This window comes from Methanobrevibacter curvatus (assembly GCF_001639295.1).
GTDB classification, from domain to species: Archaea; Methanobacteriota; Methanobacteria; order Methanobacteriales; family Methanobacteriaceae; genus Methanoflexus; species Methanoflexus curvatus.
On sequence record NZ_LWMV01000196.1, the window covers coordinates 1 to 15,743 of the forward strand.

The following is a 15,743-nucleotide window of genomic DNA, read 5'->3' on the forward strand; positions in this document are numbered from 1 at the left end:
ATATAAATTAATAATTTATTAAGAATTATTTTACTAAATAAAATTGTAATTAATGGGTATAATAAATTTAATCGATTTAAAATCAATTTTAAATTATCTAAAATCTAAATTATCTAAAATTTAATTTTGAATTATGGAACATCTTCTAATATCGAAAATTTTATTAATGCTAATAATTAAATATTATTTATATTTAATTCTTTTTTTCTTTTTTTTAATTTATTTTTAGTAGATGGAATTATGAGGAAATTTAACTTTATTAAGACTTCAATTGAAGGGGTTTTCATTATAGAACCTACAGTGTTTGGAGATGAACGTGGATATTTTATGGAAACTTTTCAAAAAAATGAATTTGAAGAAGCAGGAATTAATGAATATTTTGTGCAAGATAATCAATCAAAATCAAAAAAAGGAGTTTTAAGGGGACTTCATTTTCAATATACTCATCCACAAGCTAAATTAGTTAGAGTAATCAAAGGAGAAGTTTTTGATGTTGCTGTAGATTTAAGAAAAGCTTCAAAAACTTATGGTAAATATGTAGGTGCTGTATTGTCTGAGGAAAATAAAAAACAACTTTATGTTCCATCAGGTTTTGCCCATGGATTTTTAGTTCTATCTGATGAAGCAGAATTTACATATAAATGCTCAGATTTTTACAACCATGAGGATGAAGGTGGAATTATTTGGAATGACCCAGAAATAGCTATTGATTGGCCTTTTAAAAATGATGAAATAATTTTATCAGACAAAGATAAATTATATAAAAAATTAAGTGAAACTTCTACAAATTTTTAATTTTATTATATTGGTCTTATTATGAATTTTGGTTTTATTAATGAATTTTAATGAATTTTGAAGATTTTAATGGGTTTTATTAGAAGGGTTTTAATTTAAATCTTAAACTTTCAACTAGTTTCAATAAATTTATTTAGTTTTTGAGGTGTTTTAATGAAAATTTTAGTTACAGGTGGAGCAGGATTTATTGGAAGCAATTTTATTCAATACATGTTAGATAAATATTCAAACTATGATTTCATAAATTTAGATTCTTTAACTTACTGTGGAAATTTTGAAAATCTTAAAAGTGTTGAAGAAAATGATAACCATCAATTTATAAAAGGAGATATTAATGATACTCTTCTAGTTGATGAAATTATATCAAATGATGTTGATGTAGTTGTGAATTTTGCTGCTGAGTCTCATGTAGATAGAAGTATTGAAAATCCTAAGATATTTTTAGAATCTAACATTTTAGGAACACAAAATCTAATTGAAGCAGGAAAAAAACATGAAATAGATAAATTTGTTCAAATTTCTACAGATGAAGTTTATGGATCTTTAGGAAATGAAGGTTATTTTTCTGAAAACACACCTTTGTCCCCTAATAGCCCTTATTCAGCAAGTAAAGCTGGTGCAGACTTAATTGTAAGGGCTTACAATGAGACTTATGATTTTCCAATTAATATAACTCGTTGTTCTAACAACTATGGTCCATTTCAATTTCCAGAAAAATTAATTCCTTTAACTATTAACAATGCATTAAACAATAAAAAACTCCCAGTTTATGGGGATGGAAAGAACATTAGGGATTGGTTACATGTTTATGATCATTGTTCTGCCATTGACAGAGTAATTCATAAGGGAATATCTGGTGAAGTTTATAATATAGGTGGAAACAATGAAAAAGAAAATATTGAAATTGTTAAAATAATTTTAGATTATTTGGACAAAAGTGAAGAGCTAATTGAATTTATTGAAGATAGACTAGGTCATGATAGAAGGTATGCTATAGATTCAAGCAAAATTCAAAATGAATTAGGATGGAAACCAAAATATACTTTTGAATCAGGAATTACAGAGACAATTGACTGGTATCTAGATAACCAAGAGTGGTTGACAAACATAGTAAGTGGTGAATATTATAAATACTATGAAAATACTTATAAAATTTAATAATTAACTTTTTAATAATATTAACTTTTTAATAATTATTTTTTTTACCTTATTGGCAGTTAAAACCATGTTTTTAATGTGACTTGACAGTTTTGAATTTGAAAATATTTAATTTTATTTTTTATTGGAACATCATTTATATTGAAATTTTTTGGAATAGCTATTAAAATTCCATTAAAATTGTCAATGTTATTTTTATCTATTTTTAAATGTAAATAATACACTTTTTCATTGGTATTGTTTAATAAATTTTCTATCTTATTATTTAAATAATATGGACTTCCTATTATTTGTGTTTCTCCTGTGTTAATATTATCCATGGTATTAAGAGTCCAATAGCTATTTATTTCTATTGAACCTTCATCTATCAATAGATAATAGTCCATATTTGATAAATTATCACTATTTATTTTAAAATTCTTGCAAATCCAGATAAATTGATTATTATCTTGATGTATAGGGTTTGTTTGATTATTTATATTCATTATATTTATATTCATTATGTTTATACATTGATCCTTTTGTTCACTACTAAACATGTTTTTTTCAAAACTTATTAATTTGAATTTTGAATAAAAATCACACTTTACTAACCGAGTATTTGATATAATATTGTTTGGATTTTCTAATATTTCGCTATCTCCTATTGTAATGGTATTTAAATCAGTATCTAATGGCTTTAAATAAATAGAACTTTTTATATCTCCATGAAATACTTTATTTTTCATTAATTTTCCATAATTATCTCTTAATCTTGAGAATTTTTCATAGTTTACACTGTTTAAACTGGTTTTATTTTCTCCATCTATAATGGCAAGTCCTGGATTTATATTGTCAATGTTTGATAAAATTTCCCAATTATTTGGGCTTCCTGGATTTTTTATTAAATTATTAATTGTTTCTATGTTTTTACTTTCTAATTCAGATTTTTCAAGAGAATTTAATATTTTTTCATTTGAACTAGACATAATAAAGCTCATTATTCCTAACAATATCACTAATACAACTACAGCTATCATTAAATCATTAATTATTAATCCTTTGTTGTTTATTGTGAACATTTTATTATTTTTAATTATTTTTTCATTCTCTTTTACTGTTTTGGCATTGGTTATAATTAACTTTTTATTATTTTGTTCTTGAGTTTTATTTTTTTTTAATAGCTTATTTATTGGGAGTATTTTCATGTTCTCACCTTAATTAGGGTCATATTTAGCTAAGGTCGTATTTAGATAAAACCATATTTAGCTAAGGTCATATTTAGCTAAGACCATATTTAGTTTTATGCGAACTATCCAAGATTATTACTTCATTCATGCCATTAAATGTATTGTAAATCATACTCTCTCCAGGATAACTATCATGTCCAAATATGACATGATCAGAGGCTGATGTTGAGCTTAGTCCACTGTTGTGGATTCCTGAAGATATTATAAATGTCTCAAATCCGTAGTCTAAACAATCTCCTTTTCCTTCTAATCTATGTAAATAGCATGCTCCATCTGCACTTTCATGATAGTATCCATTTTCAATACAATTTTTTAAAGTTTTTCCTATTCCATGTTGTATGTAAGGATCGAATATACATTTCTTTATTAAAAGTGGAGAACTAGCATTTACGTAGTAGTCAGAATTTGTTTGATTGTTATTGAAGAGATAATTTCTTAATGAGTTTCCATAATTTATTTTTGTTTCATTATAAGTAAAACTAGAATCATTTCCACATTTTAAAAATGGCAAAGGGTCTTTTAAATTTATAACAGATATTTTTTCCGTGATTATTTTTGAATAAAAATTATTTGCTTTTTTTCCACTTAAATTAAGGATAACATTAATATAAAATGGATCTTCGTTATTTTCTACATACAGCACATGATTTTCTATATTTATGCCTGTTGCATTGTAAAACTCTTGTTTTTTCATTTGTAATTTTTCGTTTAATCTGCTCTTTATTTCTTCTTTACTATCCTCAAGTGATGTTTTGTTTAAACAAACTTCTTCTGAAATTTCTTGTAATGTTTCATATCCAATATTTGGAATATTATTTTTATAATTTTCAATCTCATAATTAAAGCTATTTAAACCTATTAAATTATTGTCTGTTTGATTTTCACTTAATAATGTATTTAAAATTAACACGGATAATATTATTGTAACAATTATCATTAAAAATCCTAAAATTGAGAACATGTTTCCTTTATTGTCAATTGATTTTAATTTTTTTAGTTTATCTTTTTCTTTGTTTTTCTTGAGGTTTCTTTTTATTACCATATTTATTGATTTTTCTACACTTAATAAACTTTTTTCTTTATTTGGATTAATTTTATTACTTTTTTTTACTTTTTTTAATTTTATTTATCTTTTTTAGTTTTATTTATCTTTTCTAATTTTATTTATCTTTTCTAATTTTATTTATTTTTTCTAATTTTATTTATTTTTTCTAATTTTTTTTAGTAAGTTTTAATAAGTTAATTTTTTCAATAAATATAAATAATATGAAAAACAACATTTTAATATTATAAAATCTTTTTATTATTTTAAAATTTTATCAATGGTTTAAAAATTTTTATTAAGTTTCTAGATCATTTTAAAAAAATATTTCTAATATTTTTTTAGGAGGTTTTTTATGACAGATACTATAAGAACTTGGCGTCATGCTAATGAACGATATAATCTCATCGGTTCAAAATGTAAAACCTGTGGAGAGGTTTTTTTCCCATCAAGAGTAGTTTGCCCTACATGTAGAAGAAAAGGAATCATTGAACCATTTCATTTATCTGGAAAAGGTAAAATTCACACTTTCTCTATTATTCGAACACCTACAAGCGAGTTTAAAAAAATAGCTCCTTATGCTGTTGCTCTTGTTGAACTTGAAGAAGGTACTAATATTTCTGCTCAAATTGTGGATGCAGATATTGATAAATTAGAAATTGGAGATCCTGTTGAGTTAGTTTTTAGAAAAATACGTGAAGATGGAGATGACGGAGTTATCACTTACGGGTTTAAATTTAAACTTGCCAAATAATTTTTTTTAATTAATTTTTCTGATATTAATACTTTTTATTTTTTTTTAAAACATAAGTATTAAATTTTTTTAATTTAGTAATATTATTTATTTATAAAATTCTTATTCATTTGAAACAAACTTTTAGAAAAAGTTTGATCAAAAGCTATTTGAAAGATAAAGCATTTTACTTTATAAGTAGTGCTTTTATTAATTTTAAATTTATTTATTTATAAAATCATATATTTATTTATAAAATTTTTATTCATTTATAAATCTTATTTATTTTATTAAAATTACATTTTTAAATAATTACTGAGGTGTTTTTAATGAGCAATGATGTTAATACTGACAATAATAATATAGAAACTGCTGTACTTTTAATTAGTCATGGTAGTAGATTACCCTATGGTAAAGAAGTTATTAATGATTTGGCAGATATGTATAGGAAAATATCTGACTATAAAGTTGGAGTTGGATATATGGAAATAGCTCAACCAGACATTTCTACTGCAATTGATGATTTAGTAAAAGGAACTAATATTAACAGAATAATTGCAGTTCCTGTATTTTTAGCACATGGTGTTCATACAAAAAGGGATATACCAAGTATTTTAGGTCTTCCTGTTGAAAAAGAAAACAAAGAAAGTAACAAGCACCATCATAATCATAACCACAGCCATTCTCACTCTCATGGTCATTCTCATGAAGTTAATAAAGTTAATTTTGATGGAGAAATAGTTTACACTGAGCCATTAGGTGCAGATCCTTTGGTTCTTGAAATCATCAAAAAAAGAGTTGCTGATGCAGAATAAACTTTAATACTCTCTTTTTTATAATTTATTTTATTTTTCTATTTTTTTATTTTTTTTATATTTCCAATTATTTTTTCTATTTTTCTGATTTTTTCTATTTTTTTTATTGTCAGTTCTTATTTTTTCTATTTTTTTTTATAATTTTTCTCTAATTTTTATCTTTTTTATTCAAAAAATTTATAATTTAAAAAAACTATATTAATATTATGGATGAATTAAATTTTGATATTAACACTTTGAAAATTTCAGACATTGGGGAAAAAAAATTAGTTTCTTTTATAACTGAAAAAATTGGATTTGAAAATTTTTCAAATGAATTTAATGGATTTAAAGAAATATGGGATGATGCAGCAGTTTTAGACTTAGGTGATTTTTATTTAACATTTACATCAGACATATTAATTGAAAAATACCATTTTCCTTCTTGGTTGACATATTGTTCATATGGATTTAAGGCTGTTAGTGTAAATATGAGTGATTTAGCTGCAATGGGATCTAAACCTGTTGGAATCATAATATCTTTATCTTTACCTGGAAATTTATCTATTGATTCTTTTGATCAACTTCTTGATGGAATTGTTCATGCATGTAATTATTATAATGTTCCTTTAATTGGTGGAGACACTAATGAAGGTAATGAAATTATTATTTCGCCAACAGTCATTGGAAAAAACAAAAAAAATGAAATATTATATAAATATGGATTTAAAAAAGGTGATTTATTAGCAATTACAGGACCTATTGGATTTTCTGCTCTTGCTTTTCAATTTTATGAAACTAAAAAAACTGATTTAACTAATGCACTTATTACAGAATTTGCTTTTGATGAAAGCAAAATATTTGAAGACATTCTTAAAAAAATAGAATTACCTTTTGGAAAAATAGAAGAAGGTCAATTTTTATCAAAATTTTCTTCAGTATCTGCTGCAACAGATATAAGTGATGGTTTAGCCAGTGAGTTAGGTGAAATGATTAATGAAAACAGGAAATTTAATCAAACCATAGAGGTTAATAAAAATGTATTTAATAAGAGTAAATCTAATAAAAACGAATTTAATAAAAATAAAAGTAATAAAAATAGCTTTGACCCTAATTATTTAAAAAATGGCTTAATTACTATTGGTGATTATGATGATATATATAATTTTCATCCCAAAAATTTTGGCTTTAGGGTTTATGAAAATAGAATTCCATTTATAAAAGAAATTAAAAGGCTATCTAAAATTTTAAATAAAAATTATCTAAATGTTCTTTTTAATTTTGGTGAGGATTTTGAGCTTGTTTTTACAGTAGACAAAAATAATATTGATGAATTTAAGAAAAAATATGAGTCAAAATTTCCACCGTGTTATGTTATTGGAGAAGTCACAGATTCAGATTTAATAGAACTAGAATTAATGGATGGAAGCACAAAAATACTAAATCCTAAAGGGTATGAGCATTTTAAAGATTAATATTCTTTATTCTTTAATTTAATAAAATTTAATTTTATTTTATTTTAATTCATATCTTGTTTTTTTTAGCTAACTTTTAATATTTTTCAAATCTAATTTTTCTTTTAATATTATTACATTTTTAATGATTTTTAAGGTGACTAAATGAATAAAGAAACACTTTTTTACAAAAAATTAGATAATGAATCTAATAATAATTGTAATAATAATTGTAATAACAATAGTAATAATAGTAGTAATAACAGTAATAATAGCAATAATAATGCATTTAACTCTTTTAATAGAGTTCAATGCCAAATATGTGCTAGATATTGTTTAATTGAAGATAATTCTTATGGTTTTTGTGGAAGAAGAAAAAATATCAGAGGAAAGTTATATTACATGGATTATAATTTGTTATCTTCTTTGAATGTTGATCCAATAGAAAAAAAACCTCTTTATCATTTTTTTCCAGGAACCACAACATATTCTATTGGAGGATTTTCATGTAACATGTCTTGTTTGAACTGTCAAAACTTTAAAATATCTCAAGAATATAGTGAAACCAATGAATTTAATATTTCTCCTTTAAAAATAGTTGAAAATGCTATTTCTAATGAATGTTCTTCAATTTCTTTTACCTACAACGAACCAACAATACAGCTTGAATTTTATATGGAAATAGCTTCGATTTCTAAAAATTATGATTTAAAAAATATTTTTGTCAGTAATGGCTACATGTCAGATGAATCTTTAGATTTAATTTTAAAATATATAGATGCTTTTAATATAGATTTAAAATCTTTTTCCAATGATTTCTATAAAAATATATCTAATGCTAATTTAAATAACGTTTTAGATAATTTAAAAAAGATATACAAAACTAATAAACATTTAGAAATAACTAATTTATTAATCAATGGTAAAAATGACTCCTCTCCTATGATTTCATCTCTTCTTCAATTTATTGTGGATGAATTATCTCCATCTGTTCCTATTCATTTTTCAAGATTTTTTCCATACTATAAAATGATGAATACATCTCCCACAATCTTAGAATCTTTATATAATGCACAAAAAACAGCCATTGATATGGGTTTAGAGTATGTTTATTTAGGAAACATTAATAGTAATCAAAATAGCTATTGTCCTAACTGTGGTGAGCCATTAATTAAAAGAAATGGCTATTCTATTATTTTAATGGATAAAATCGAAGATTCTAATTGTAAAAACTGTGGATATCATTTAAATTTTATAATGTAATTATCTTTATACATTGCATTATATGGTAATGTCAAATACTTTAGTATTTTTGGCTTGAGAGCTTTATAAAAAATTTATTTTCAAAATTATTTGGTTAAAACTATTTGTTTTTAAAATTAAGGTGTTTAGACATTTTTAAATCTTGAGGTTTTTGAGAAAAAAAATCATGATTTTTTTTACATACAAGTTTTTTTCCACAGCTTGACAGTCTTAAAAATAACATTTAAATAAAATTAATTAAAGAGATAATACTTAATAAATAAAAAAATAGGTTTTTGAATATTATCTATTATCTATATATTCTACTATTAATATTACAATATTCAGTATTACAATATTCAGTATTACAATATTCAGTATTACAATATTCAATATTACAATATTCAATATTACACTATTCAATATTACACTATTAATATTATACAATTAATATTATTCAGTTTATATTTTAACTCGTTAATTAATGACATAATATCTATTTGTTTATTATTACTTTTTGCAAATAATTTTATTAATTCTAATCACTTTATTTTCTAAAATAAGATTTTTATGAACTTTTTTTTATTAAATGATATTTAGGAATTAGTATCATTTTTAAAGTTATTACTATTCTATTAAATATAATTTTATTAAATATAATTTTATTAGATATATTTTCTATTAGATATACTATTTATGCTATTTATCAGAAATTGTCTAATGCTGTCTATCAATACTAAATAACTATGGTTTAAGAGGATTTTAATGAAAAATAAAATAAAAGCCAGGGTAAAATTTTATAGAAAAAAATTTAGAAGGGTTTTTGGTAAAGGGAAAGCCTTAGTTAAAAATAGTTTTTTGGTAAGGTATGAGAGTTTGGAGGTTGATGATAATTTAATTTTGTTAGAATCAAAAAATGGAAAAGATTTGGGCTCTAATATATTTTATTTGTTAAAAGAGTTATCTAATGAAAGATATGAAAAATATACAGTTATTTTAGCCATTAAAAAAGATAAAAAAGAGTGTATTGAAAAATTTTTAAGAAGATACAATATAGAAAATGTAGTTTTATGTTTTATTCCAAGCTTAAAGTATTTTAAATATTTAAACACTGCTAAATATTTGTTCAATGATACAACATTTCCTTATCAGTATATTAAAAAAGACTCTCAAATTTATGTAAATACATGGCATGGAACACCCCTTAAAAATCTTGGAAAATATGTTAAAAAACGAGCATACTCTATTGGAAATGTTCAAAGAAATTTGGCCATGGCAGATTATATAATACTTCCTAATGGTTTTTCTAAAGATGTAATGATTGATAGTTATATGATTGAAAAACTTTCTAAAGGAAAATCATTATTAATGAATTATCCTAGGAATGAAGTATTTTTAAATCAACAACGGAAAAATGAAATTAAATCCAAATTAAATCTTAATAATAATGAAATTATTGTTTACATGCCTACATACAGGGGAATTTTAGGTGGATCAAATACAGAAGAATATATAGAAAAATTAGAGAATTATTTCAGAGAAATTGATGAGCATTTAAGTTCAAAACAAACTTTTTATGTTAAATTACACCCATTCATTAAAAAATCTATAGATTATTCTAATTATAAAAATATAACCTCATTTCCAGAGAATTATGAAACATATGATTTTTTAAACCTCGCCGATTGTTTAATCACAGACTATTCTAGTGTATTTTTTGATTTTGCAATTACTAAAAATAAAATTATTTTATTTCCTTACGATGAGGAGGAATATGTTAAAAATCATGGACTAAAGATAAATTTACAAGATTTGCCATTTCCAAAAGTTTATGATGTTGAAAATTTGATTTTAGAAATAAATTCAAGAAAAAACTATGATGATGAGGAATTTTTAAGGAAATTCTGCCCATATCCAGGTGAAAATGCTAGTAAACATCTTTGTGACTTTATTTTGCTAAATATCCCTTCAAAAAATGTTATTGTTCAAAATATAAATACTTTAAAAGATAAAAATGAAAAAGAAAATGTATTGATTTATGCTGGAAATTTTGCTAGAAATGGTATTTCCACTTCTCTTTTAGCATTACTTGAGAATATAGACTTAAATAAAAGAAACTATTTTTTAGGAATAAATACAAAAACAACTAAAAGATACAGCAGTAGCTTAGCAAAAATCGCTGAAAAAATTCATTATATTCCTATCAGAGACAATGAAGATTTCACAATTTTAGAAGGTATTTCTTATAAGTTGTATATCAATCATTCTATTAAAAATAATTTTATAGAAAAAAATCTTGATAATGCATACAAGAGAAATCTTAGAAAGAACTTTAATAGTATTGATTTTGATACGGTCATACATTTTACAGGATATGAACTAAAAATAACAAATCTTTTAAGAAGATTTAGATCTAAAAAAATTATTTTTGTACACAATGACTTAGTTCAAGAGATTGAGACTAAACAAAATCATCATTTTTTAACTTTAAAAGATTTTTATAATGATTGTGATAAAATTGCTATTGTTAATGAGGATTTACGTCTACCAATTAGTAAAATTAAAGGTAGTGATAAGAACATAATGGTTGTTGAGAACTTCATTGATTATGAAGGAATAATTAATAGATCTAATGAAGAAGTTTCCTTTGATGAAATCACAAAAACAGATATTTCTCCAGAAAATTTAAAAAAAATCCTTGATAATGAAAAATTTAAAAAATTTATTACAATTGGAAGATTTTCTCATGAAAAAGGACATATTAGACTTCTTAAAATTTTTAATGAATTTTATAAAAAAAATAAAGATGTTTATTTAATTATAATTGGGGGTTATGGAAGAGAATATATTAAAACTCTTGAACATGCTCAATCATTAGAATCTTCAGACAATATTATTATAATTAATTACTTAACTAATCCATTTCCTATTTTAAAAAAATGTGATCTATTTATTTTGCCTTCATTTTATGAAGGCTTGGGTTTGGTTATTTTAGAAGCAGATATTTTAGGAGTAAAAGTATTTTCAACAGATGTTTCTGGTCCAAAGACATTTATGGGAAAGTATGGTGGATTTTTAGTAGAAAATTCTAAAGAGGGCATTAGAAATGGAATTGAAGCTTTTTTAAATGGTGAAATAGATAAGTTAAATATTGATTATAAGCAATACAATAAAGAAATACTTAAACATTTTGAAAATTTGTTTAGATAGCATCTTATATTAAAATACTAGTAATTTTTTAAAAGATAGAAGAATTTAAATATTAATTATTTATATGATAATTTATTTTTTAATTATTTTTTAATTATTTTTTAATTATTTTTTAATTATTTTTTAATTATTTTTTAATTATTTTTTAATTATTAAATTTAATACTTCAAGAGGTAAATTATGAAAGTAGGTATTATCACTTTTAGCTCAGCTCATAACTATGGGGCAATGCTCCAAACATATGCACTTCAAGAAACTGTTAAAAATATGGGTTTTGGTGTAGAAATAATTAATTTTCGTCCAAAAGTAATTGATAATATATATGATCCTTTTAGGAGAAAAAGACGCAATTGGCTTGATATAAAATATTATAAGCATAGAATTGATCTTTATACAAAATACAGATTCAAAATTCGAAAGTTTAATGGCTTTGAAAAATTTTTAAAAGAAAATTTAAATACAACTAAACCATACCAAACATTTTATCAATTGTTAGATGCTAATTTGTCCTACGATTTACTAATAGCTGGGAGTGATCAAATATGGAATCAGGAGATAACTCAAGGTTTAAATCCTGCATATTTTCTTAAATTTGCAGATGATAAATCAAAAAAAATCTCTTATGGTGCAAGTATTGGTTCAGATACAATAGAAAAATTTGATCTAAATATTTTTAAACACTACTTGAAAAATTTTGACTCAATTTCAATTAGAGAAAGCTCAGCTTTAAACTTTATTAAAAAATTAACCAACAAAAATGTCGACATTGTAGTTGATCCAACATTGCTACAAAATAAGGAATTCTATGAGAAAATTAAAAACGACAATATACTCAATGAACTAAAATTAAAAAAAGATGATTATGTATTTGTATTCACCTTAGAACATAATGAAGAAATTTTTAAAATAGCCGATGAATTTTCTAAAAATAATGGATTTAAAGTTGTTTTCAACAGACCAGTTAAGAGATTTGAAAACCAGGTTAAATCTGTTCCTTTTGTTGATCCTAAGGAATTTTTATCTTTAATCTACAATGCAAAATACATTGTAACTAACTCTTTTCACGGGCTTATTTTTTCAATATTATTTAATAAGAAATTTATTACTGTTCCAAATACCGAAACACCTCAAAGAAGCGAGGAAATTATCAATATACTTAACCTGAATGATAATTTATTTTATTCTTTTAATGACTTCAAAAAAATAAAGTCTAATGATTTTAATATTGACTACGATAAAGTTGAAGAAAAGCTTGAGATTTTAGGTGCTAAATCATTAGAATTCTTAAAAAATTCACTTAAACATGAAGAAAAATCTAAACAAGAACTGCTTGTCTCTAATGGAATAGAATCTACAATACAAAATTATAAACCATCTTATTTGGATGATAATGACAATTTTAAATGTTATGGGTGTTATGCTTGTAAAGAATCATGCCCCCAAAAAGCCATTTCTATGATTGAAAATGATGAAGGATTTGTTTATCCTAAAATCAATAATGATATTTGTAATAACTGTAATATTTGTAGAAAAATATGTATTTTTAAAAATGAAAACTTATTAAATGAATTTAAAAATATCACTAATTATCAGAGATTTTATGCAGCATATGATAATGATCCTAAAAAAAGAGAATTCAGCTCATCTGGAGGATTATTTTTAAACTTATCAGAAAAAATTATTTCAGATGGAGGATTTGTATCTGGAGTCAAATATAACGAATCATTAGAAGCTATTCATGACATTGGGGGGTCAATGGATAAATGTTATGAATTTAGTGGTTCTAAGTATCTTCGAAGTAATTTAGATAATGTTTTTCCTAAAATTAAAGAATTACTTTTAAATGATAAGAAAGTTTTATTTACTGGAGTTCCTTGTCAAGTTGCAGGACTTAAAGCATATTTAAATTATATTGATTATAAAAATCTTTTTTTAGTTGAAATACTTTGTCATTCTAACCCTTCTCCTAAAGTGTTTAAAGAGTATATAAATTATTTAGAAACTAAGTTTTTAGATAAAGTAATTGATTTTAAATTTAAAGACAAAACAAAAGGATGGAATAGTCCATCAGTTTTAATCAAGTTTAAAAATGGGAAAGTCATTAGAGAAAGTGGGAGATATAACAACTACAATCGTGGTTTTCAAATTGGACTCTTTCCAAGAGAAAGTTGTTATGAATGTGAATTTGTTAATAAAAATAGAGTTGGAGATTTAACAATAGGTGATTTTTGGGGTATTGAGAAATTCGATGAAACAATGAAAGACGATAAAGGTGTTTCTTTAATAATTACAAATACATCAAAAGGAGAATATTTGTTAGATCAGATTAAACAGAATTTAATTTTAAAAGAAAAGGATTTTAAAATGGCATTTGAAAAAAATCATAAGTATCCAATTGTTCTTAATAGACGAAGATATGATTTTTTCTCTAAATTTAATGAAATGCCTATAGATGACTTATTACTTTCATTTAATAGTGTTAAAAAAAGATATTTAAAAAATAGGAAATTAAATAAGTTAGATAAATTAAAAATTCAATTAAAAAAATTTTTTTTATAACTTAGTTTTTTTATTTAATAATTTTTCTTATATTTAATAGTGGGATTTATGTTTATTTCCTTAGGATTTTTTTTATTTTAAATCTAATGAACCCTTTCCAACTTGAAATATAATTTATATCATCTTTCAATTTTTTGTTTTTTTCTCTAAGCATTCTATTTTTTTTACTCATTAGTTTGTTTTTGTTTGCCATTTTTTTGTTTCTTTCTTTAAAGATTTTTATGTTTTCATACCTTTTTTTAGAAATATCCATATATTTTAATAATCCCCAAATTTCATCATATTTCTCATTTTTATGTAATATCATTAAAATTCTGATTTTTTCATCAAATTTTACATTATTATCAACTAATGTATTGGTAAACTCTACAGCATTATTTAGGGCTTCAATTTTTTCCTCCCCATCACTGCTTAAATGAGATAGATAATTAAATAAGGCATTAATTCTTAAGTTAAAAAAATATTTTAAATAATCTAAAGCATCATCCTTTTTAAACATTTGGTATGCTAATTTTAATCCTTCCAGGTAGTCATAAAAAAAATTTCCACTTCTACGGTTTGTGAAAGATTCTTCATGAATTCTTTTATAGTATACATATTTATCTTTGATAAAATACATTTTTTTAGCTTTTAAATACACTTTTGTATTAAATACTATGTCTTCAATTCCATATTCTGGAAAATAAATCTTTTCTTTTTCAATAAATGATTTTTTATATATTTTATTCCATAAAAAAAGTGTTTCAGAAAGTATTTCAGGATGTTCTTTATAACTTTCTATAAAAATATCTTTATTCAAAGAAGGTATTTTTACTGGTGTATTGCCATATATTTTTTTATATCTTCCAGATACAATGTCACAATTATATTTTTTGATGTAATTAAGTAATACTTCACATGTGTCATTTTCAAAATAATCATCATTATCTAAAAACATTATGTATTCAGCACTAGCTTTTTTAAGACCAATGTTTTTATTATAGTTAATTCCTTTGTTTTTTTGATTTATTATAAGTTTGATATTGTTATATTTTTGATCAAATTTTTTTAGTATATCTAATGAAGAATCAATAGATTTATCTTCGATTAGTATTACTTCTATTTTATTGAATGGAAAAGTTTGTTTAGTTAAAGAACCTAATGCTTTTTCAATAAATTTTTCTGCATTATATACTGGAATTATAACACTTATATCATATGTTGACATTTTATCAGGTCTTGTTTTAATATTTTATTTTTAGGAAACATTTTTTATTAAATAAAAGATTGTTTCACAATTTAAGAAAATAATATAAAGAGGATGTGGAATAATTATTTTTTGTTAAAATCAATATTTAATTAAAATAAATTAAAACATTTGTAAAGTATTAATGCATATTTTATAAAAATAAATATTTTAAAATAATTATAATTAATTAGTTTTCTTTATTTTTGAGAAAATTTTTTTTTAAAAGGTTCACTTATATTAATTAGTTAAATTGAAATTAAAAGATCTTAAAGAATAATAAAAATTAAACATTTTAAAAT

The 15,743-nt window shown here is 23.0% G+C and carries 11 protein-coding genes; 8 read left to right on the forward strand and 3 right to left on the reverse strand.

Going from position 1 to position 15,743, the window contains the following annotated elements; genetic code table 11:
* Positions 1 to 240: 240 nt before the first annotated feature.
* Both rfbC and rfbB read left to right on the forward strand, forming a co-directional pair.
* Positions 241 to 795 (forward strand): dTDP-4-dehydrorhamnose 3,5-epimerase, encoded by a 555-nt coding sequence (gene rfbC / locus MBCUR_RS07820; protein WP_067092300.1) that lies wholly within the window; start codon positions 241 to 243, stop codon positions 793 to 795.
* Between the two features lie 153 nt (positions 796 to 948).
* Entirely contained in the window at positions 949 to 1,953 is a 1,005-nt protein-coding gene (rfbB, locus tag MBCUR_RS07825) for a dTDP-glucose 4,6-dehydratase (RefSeq protein ID WP_067092302.1), read from the forward strand.
* Between the two features lie 59 nt (positions 1,954 to 2,012).
* Here rfbB and MBCUR_RS07830 read toward each other — a convergent pair whose 3' ends face one another.
* Positions 2,013 to 3,140, reverse strand: a complete 1,128-nt coding sequence (locus MBCUR_RS07830) for a hypothetical protein (RefSeq protein ID WP_067092304.1) — start codon at positions 3,138 to 3,140, stop codon at positions 2,013 to 2,015.
* 73 nt (positions 3,141 to 3,213) lie between these two features.
* Positions 3,214 to 4,224 (reverse strand): hypothetical protein, encoded by a 1,011-nt coding sequence (locus MBCUR_RS07835; protein WP_067092306.1) that lies wholly within the window; start codon positions 4,222 to 4,224, stop codon positions 3,214 to 3,216.
* Positions 4,225 to 4,579: 355 nt separating this feature from the next.
* Between MBCUR_RS07835 and MBCUR_RS07840 the strand changes: the two genes are divergently transcribed.
* From MBCUR_RS07840 to MBCUR_RS07865, 6 genes are all read left to right on the forward strand, one after another.
* The gene (locus tag MBCUR_RS07840; RefSeq protein WP_067092309.1) at positions 4,580 to 4,978 is read left to right on the forward strand and encodes a Zn-ribbon domain-containing OB-fold protein; all 399 of its coding nucleotides are present in this window, start codon (positions 4,580 to 4,582) and stop codon (positions 4,976 to 4,978) included.
* 308 nt (positions 4,979 to 5,286) lie between these two features.
* Positions 5,287 to 5,772, forward strand: coding sequence for a sirohydrochlorin nickelochelatase (gene cfbA / locus MBCUR_RS07845; RefSeq protein WP_067092311.1), 486 nt, complete (start codon positions 5,287 to 5,289; stop codon positions 5,770 to 5,772).
* 206 nt (positions 5,773 to 5,978) lie between these two features.
* Positions 5,979 to 7,226, forward strand: coding sequence for a thiamine-phosphate kinase (locus MBCUR_RS07850; protein ID WP_067092313.1), 1,248 nt, complete (start codon positions 5,979 to 5,981; stop codon positions 7,224 to 7,226).
* Positions 7,227 to 7,370: 144 nt separating this feature from the next.
* A complete protein-coding gene (gene amrS, locus MBCUR_RS07855) occupies positions 7,371 to 8,468 on the forward strand; it encodes an AmmeMemoRadiSam system radical SAM enzyme (RefSeq protein ID WP_084269632.1) in 1,098 nt (365 codons plus the stop codon).
* A gap of 744 nt (positions 8,469 to 9,212) precedes the next feature.
* On the forward strand, positions 9,213 to 11,657 hold the full coding sequence (locus MBCUR_RS07860) for a glycosyltransferase (protein ID WP_084269634.1): 2,445 nt from the start codon (positions 9,213 to 9,215) through the stop codon (positions 11,655 to 11,657).
* A 180-nt stretch (positions 11,658 to 11,837) separates the two neighbouring features.
* Complete coding sequence (locus MBCUR_RS07865; RefSeq protein WP_067092315.1) at positions 11,838 to 14,216, forward strand: polysaccharide pyruvyl transferase family protein; 2,379 nt, start codon at positions 11,838 to 11,840, stop codon at positions 14,214 to 14,216.
* Positions 14,217 to 14,268: 52 nt separating this feature from the next.
* Here the strand turns inward: MBCUR_RS07865 and MBCUR_RS07870 are convergent, their stop codons facing one another.
* Positions 14,269 to 15,423, reverse strand: a complete 1,155-nt coding sequence (locus MBCUR_RS07870; protein WP_067092317.1) for a glycosyltransferase family 2 protein — start codon at positions 15,421 to 15,423, stop codon at positions 14,269 to 14,271.
* Positions 15,424 to 15,743 lie beyond the last annotated feature (320 nt).

Bases quoted from the DNA above. Each gene is read 5' to 3' on its own strand.
- rfbC (WP_067092300.1), top strand. From the start codon at position 241: ATGAGGAAATTTAACTTTATTAAGACTTCAATTGAAGGGGTTTTCATT.
- rfbB (WP_067092302.1), top strand. From the start codon at position 949: ATGAAAATTTTAGTTACAGGTGGAGCAGGATTTATTGGAAGCAATTTT.
- MBCUR_RS07830 (WP_067092304.1), bottom strand. From the start codon at position 3,140: ATGAAAATACTCCCAATAAATAAGCTATTAAAAAAAAATAAAACTCAA.
- MBCUR_RS07835 (WP_067092306.1), bottom strand. From the start codon at position 4,224: ATGGTAATAAAAAGAAACCTCAAGAAAAACAAAGAAAAAGATAAACTA.
- MBCUR_RS07840 (WP_067092309.1), top strand. From the start codon at position 4,580: ATGACAGATACTATAAGAACTTGGCGTCATGCTAATGAACGATATAAT.
- cfbA (WP_067092311.1), top strand. From the start codon at position 5,287: ATGAGCAATGATGTTAATACTGACAATAATAATATAGAAACTGCTGTA.
- MBCUR_RS07850 (WP_067092313.1), top strand. From the start codon at position 5,979: ATGGATGAATTAAATTTTGATATTAACACTTTGAAAATTTCAGACATT.
- amrS (WP_084269632.1), top strand. From the start codon at position 7,371: ATGAATAAAGAAACACTTTTTTACAAAAAATTAGATAATGAATCTAAT.
- MBCUR_RS07860 (WP_084269634.1), top strand. From the start codon at position 9,213: ATGAAAAATAAAATAAAAGCCAGGGTAAAATTTTATAGAAAAAAATTT.
- MBCUR_RS07865 (WP_067092315.1), top strand. From the start codon at position 11,838: ATGAAAGTAGGTATTATCACTTTTAGCTCAGCTCATAACTATGGGGCA.
- MBCUR_RS07870 (WP_067092317.1), bottom strand. From the start codon at position 15,423: ATGTCAACATATGATATAAGTGTTATAATTCCAGTATATAATGCAGAA.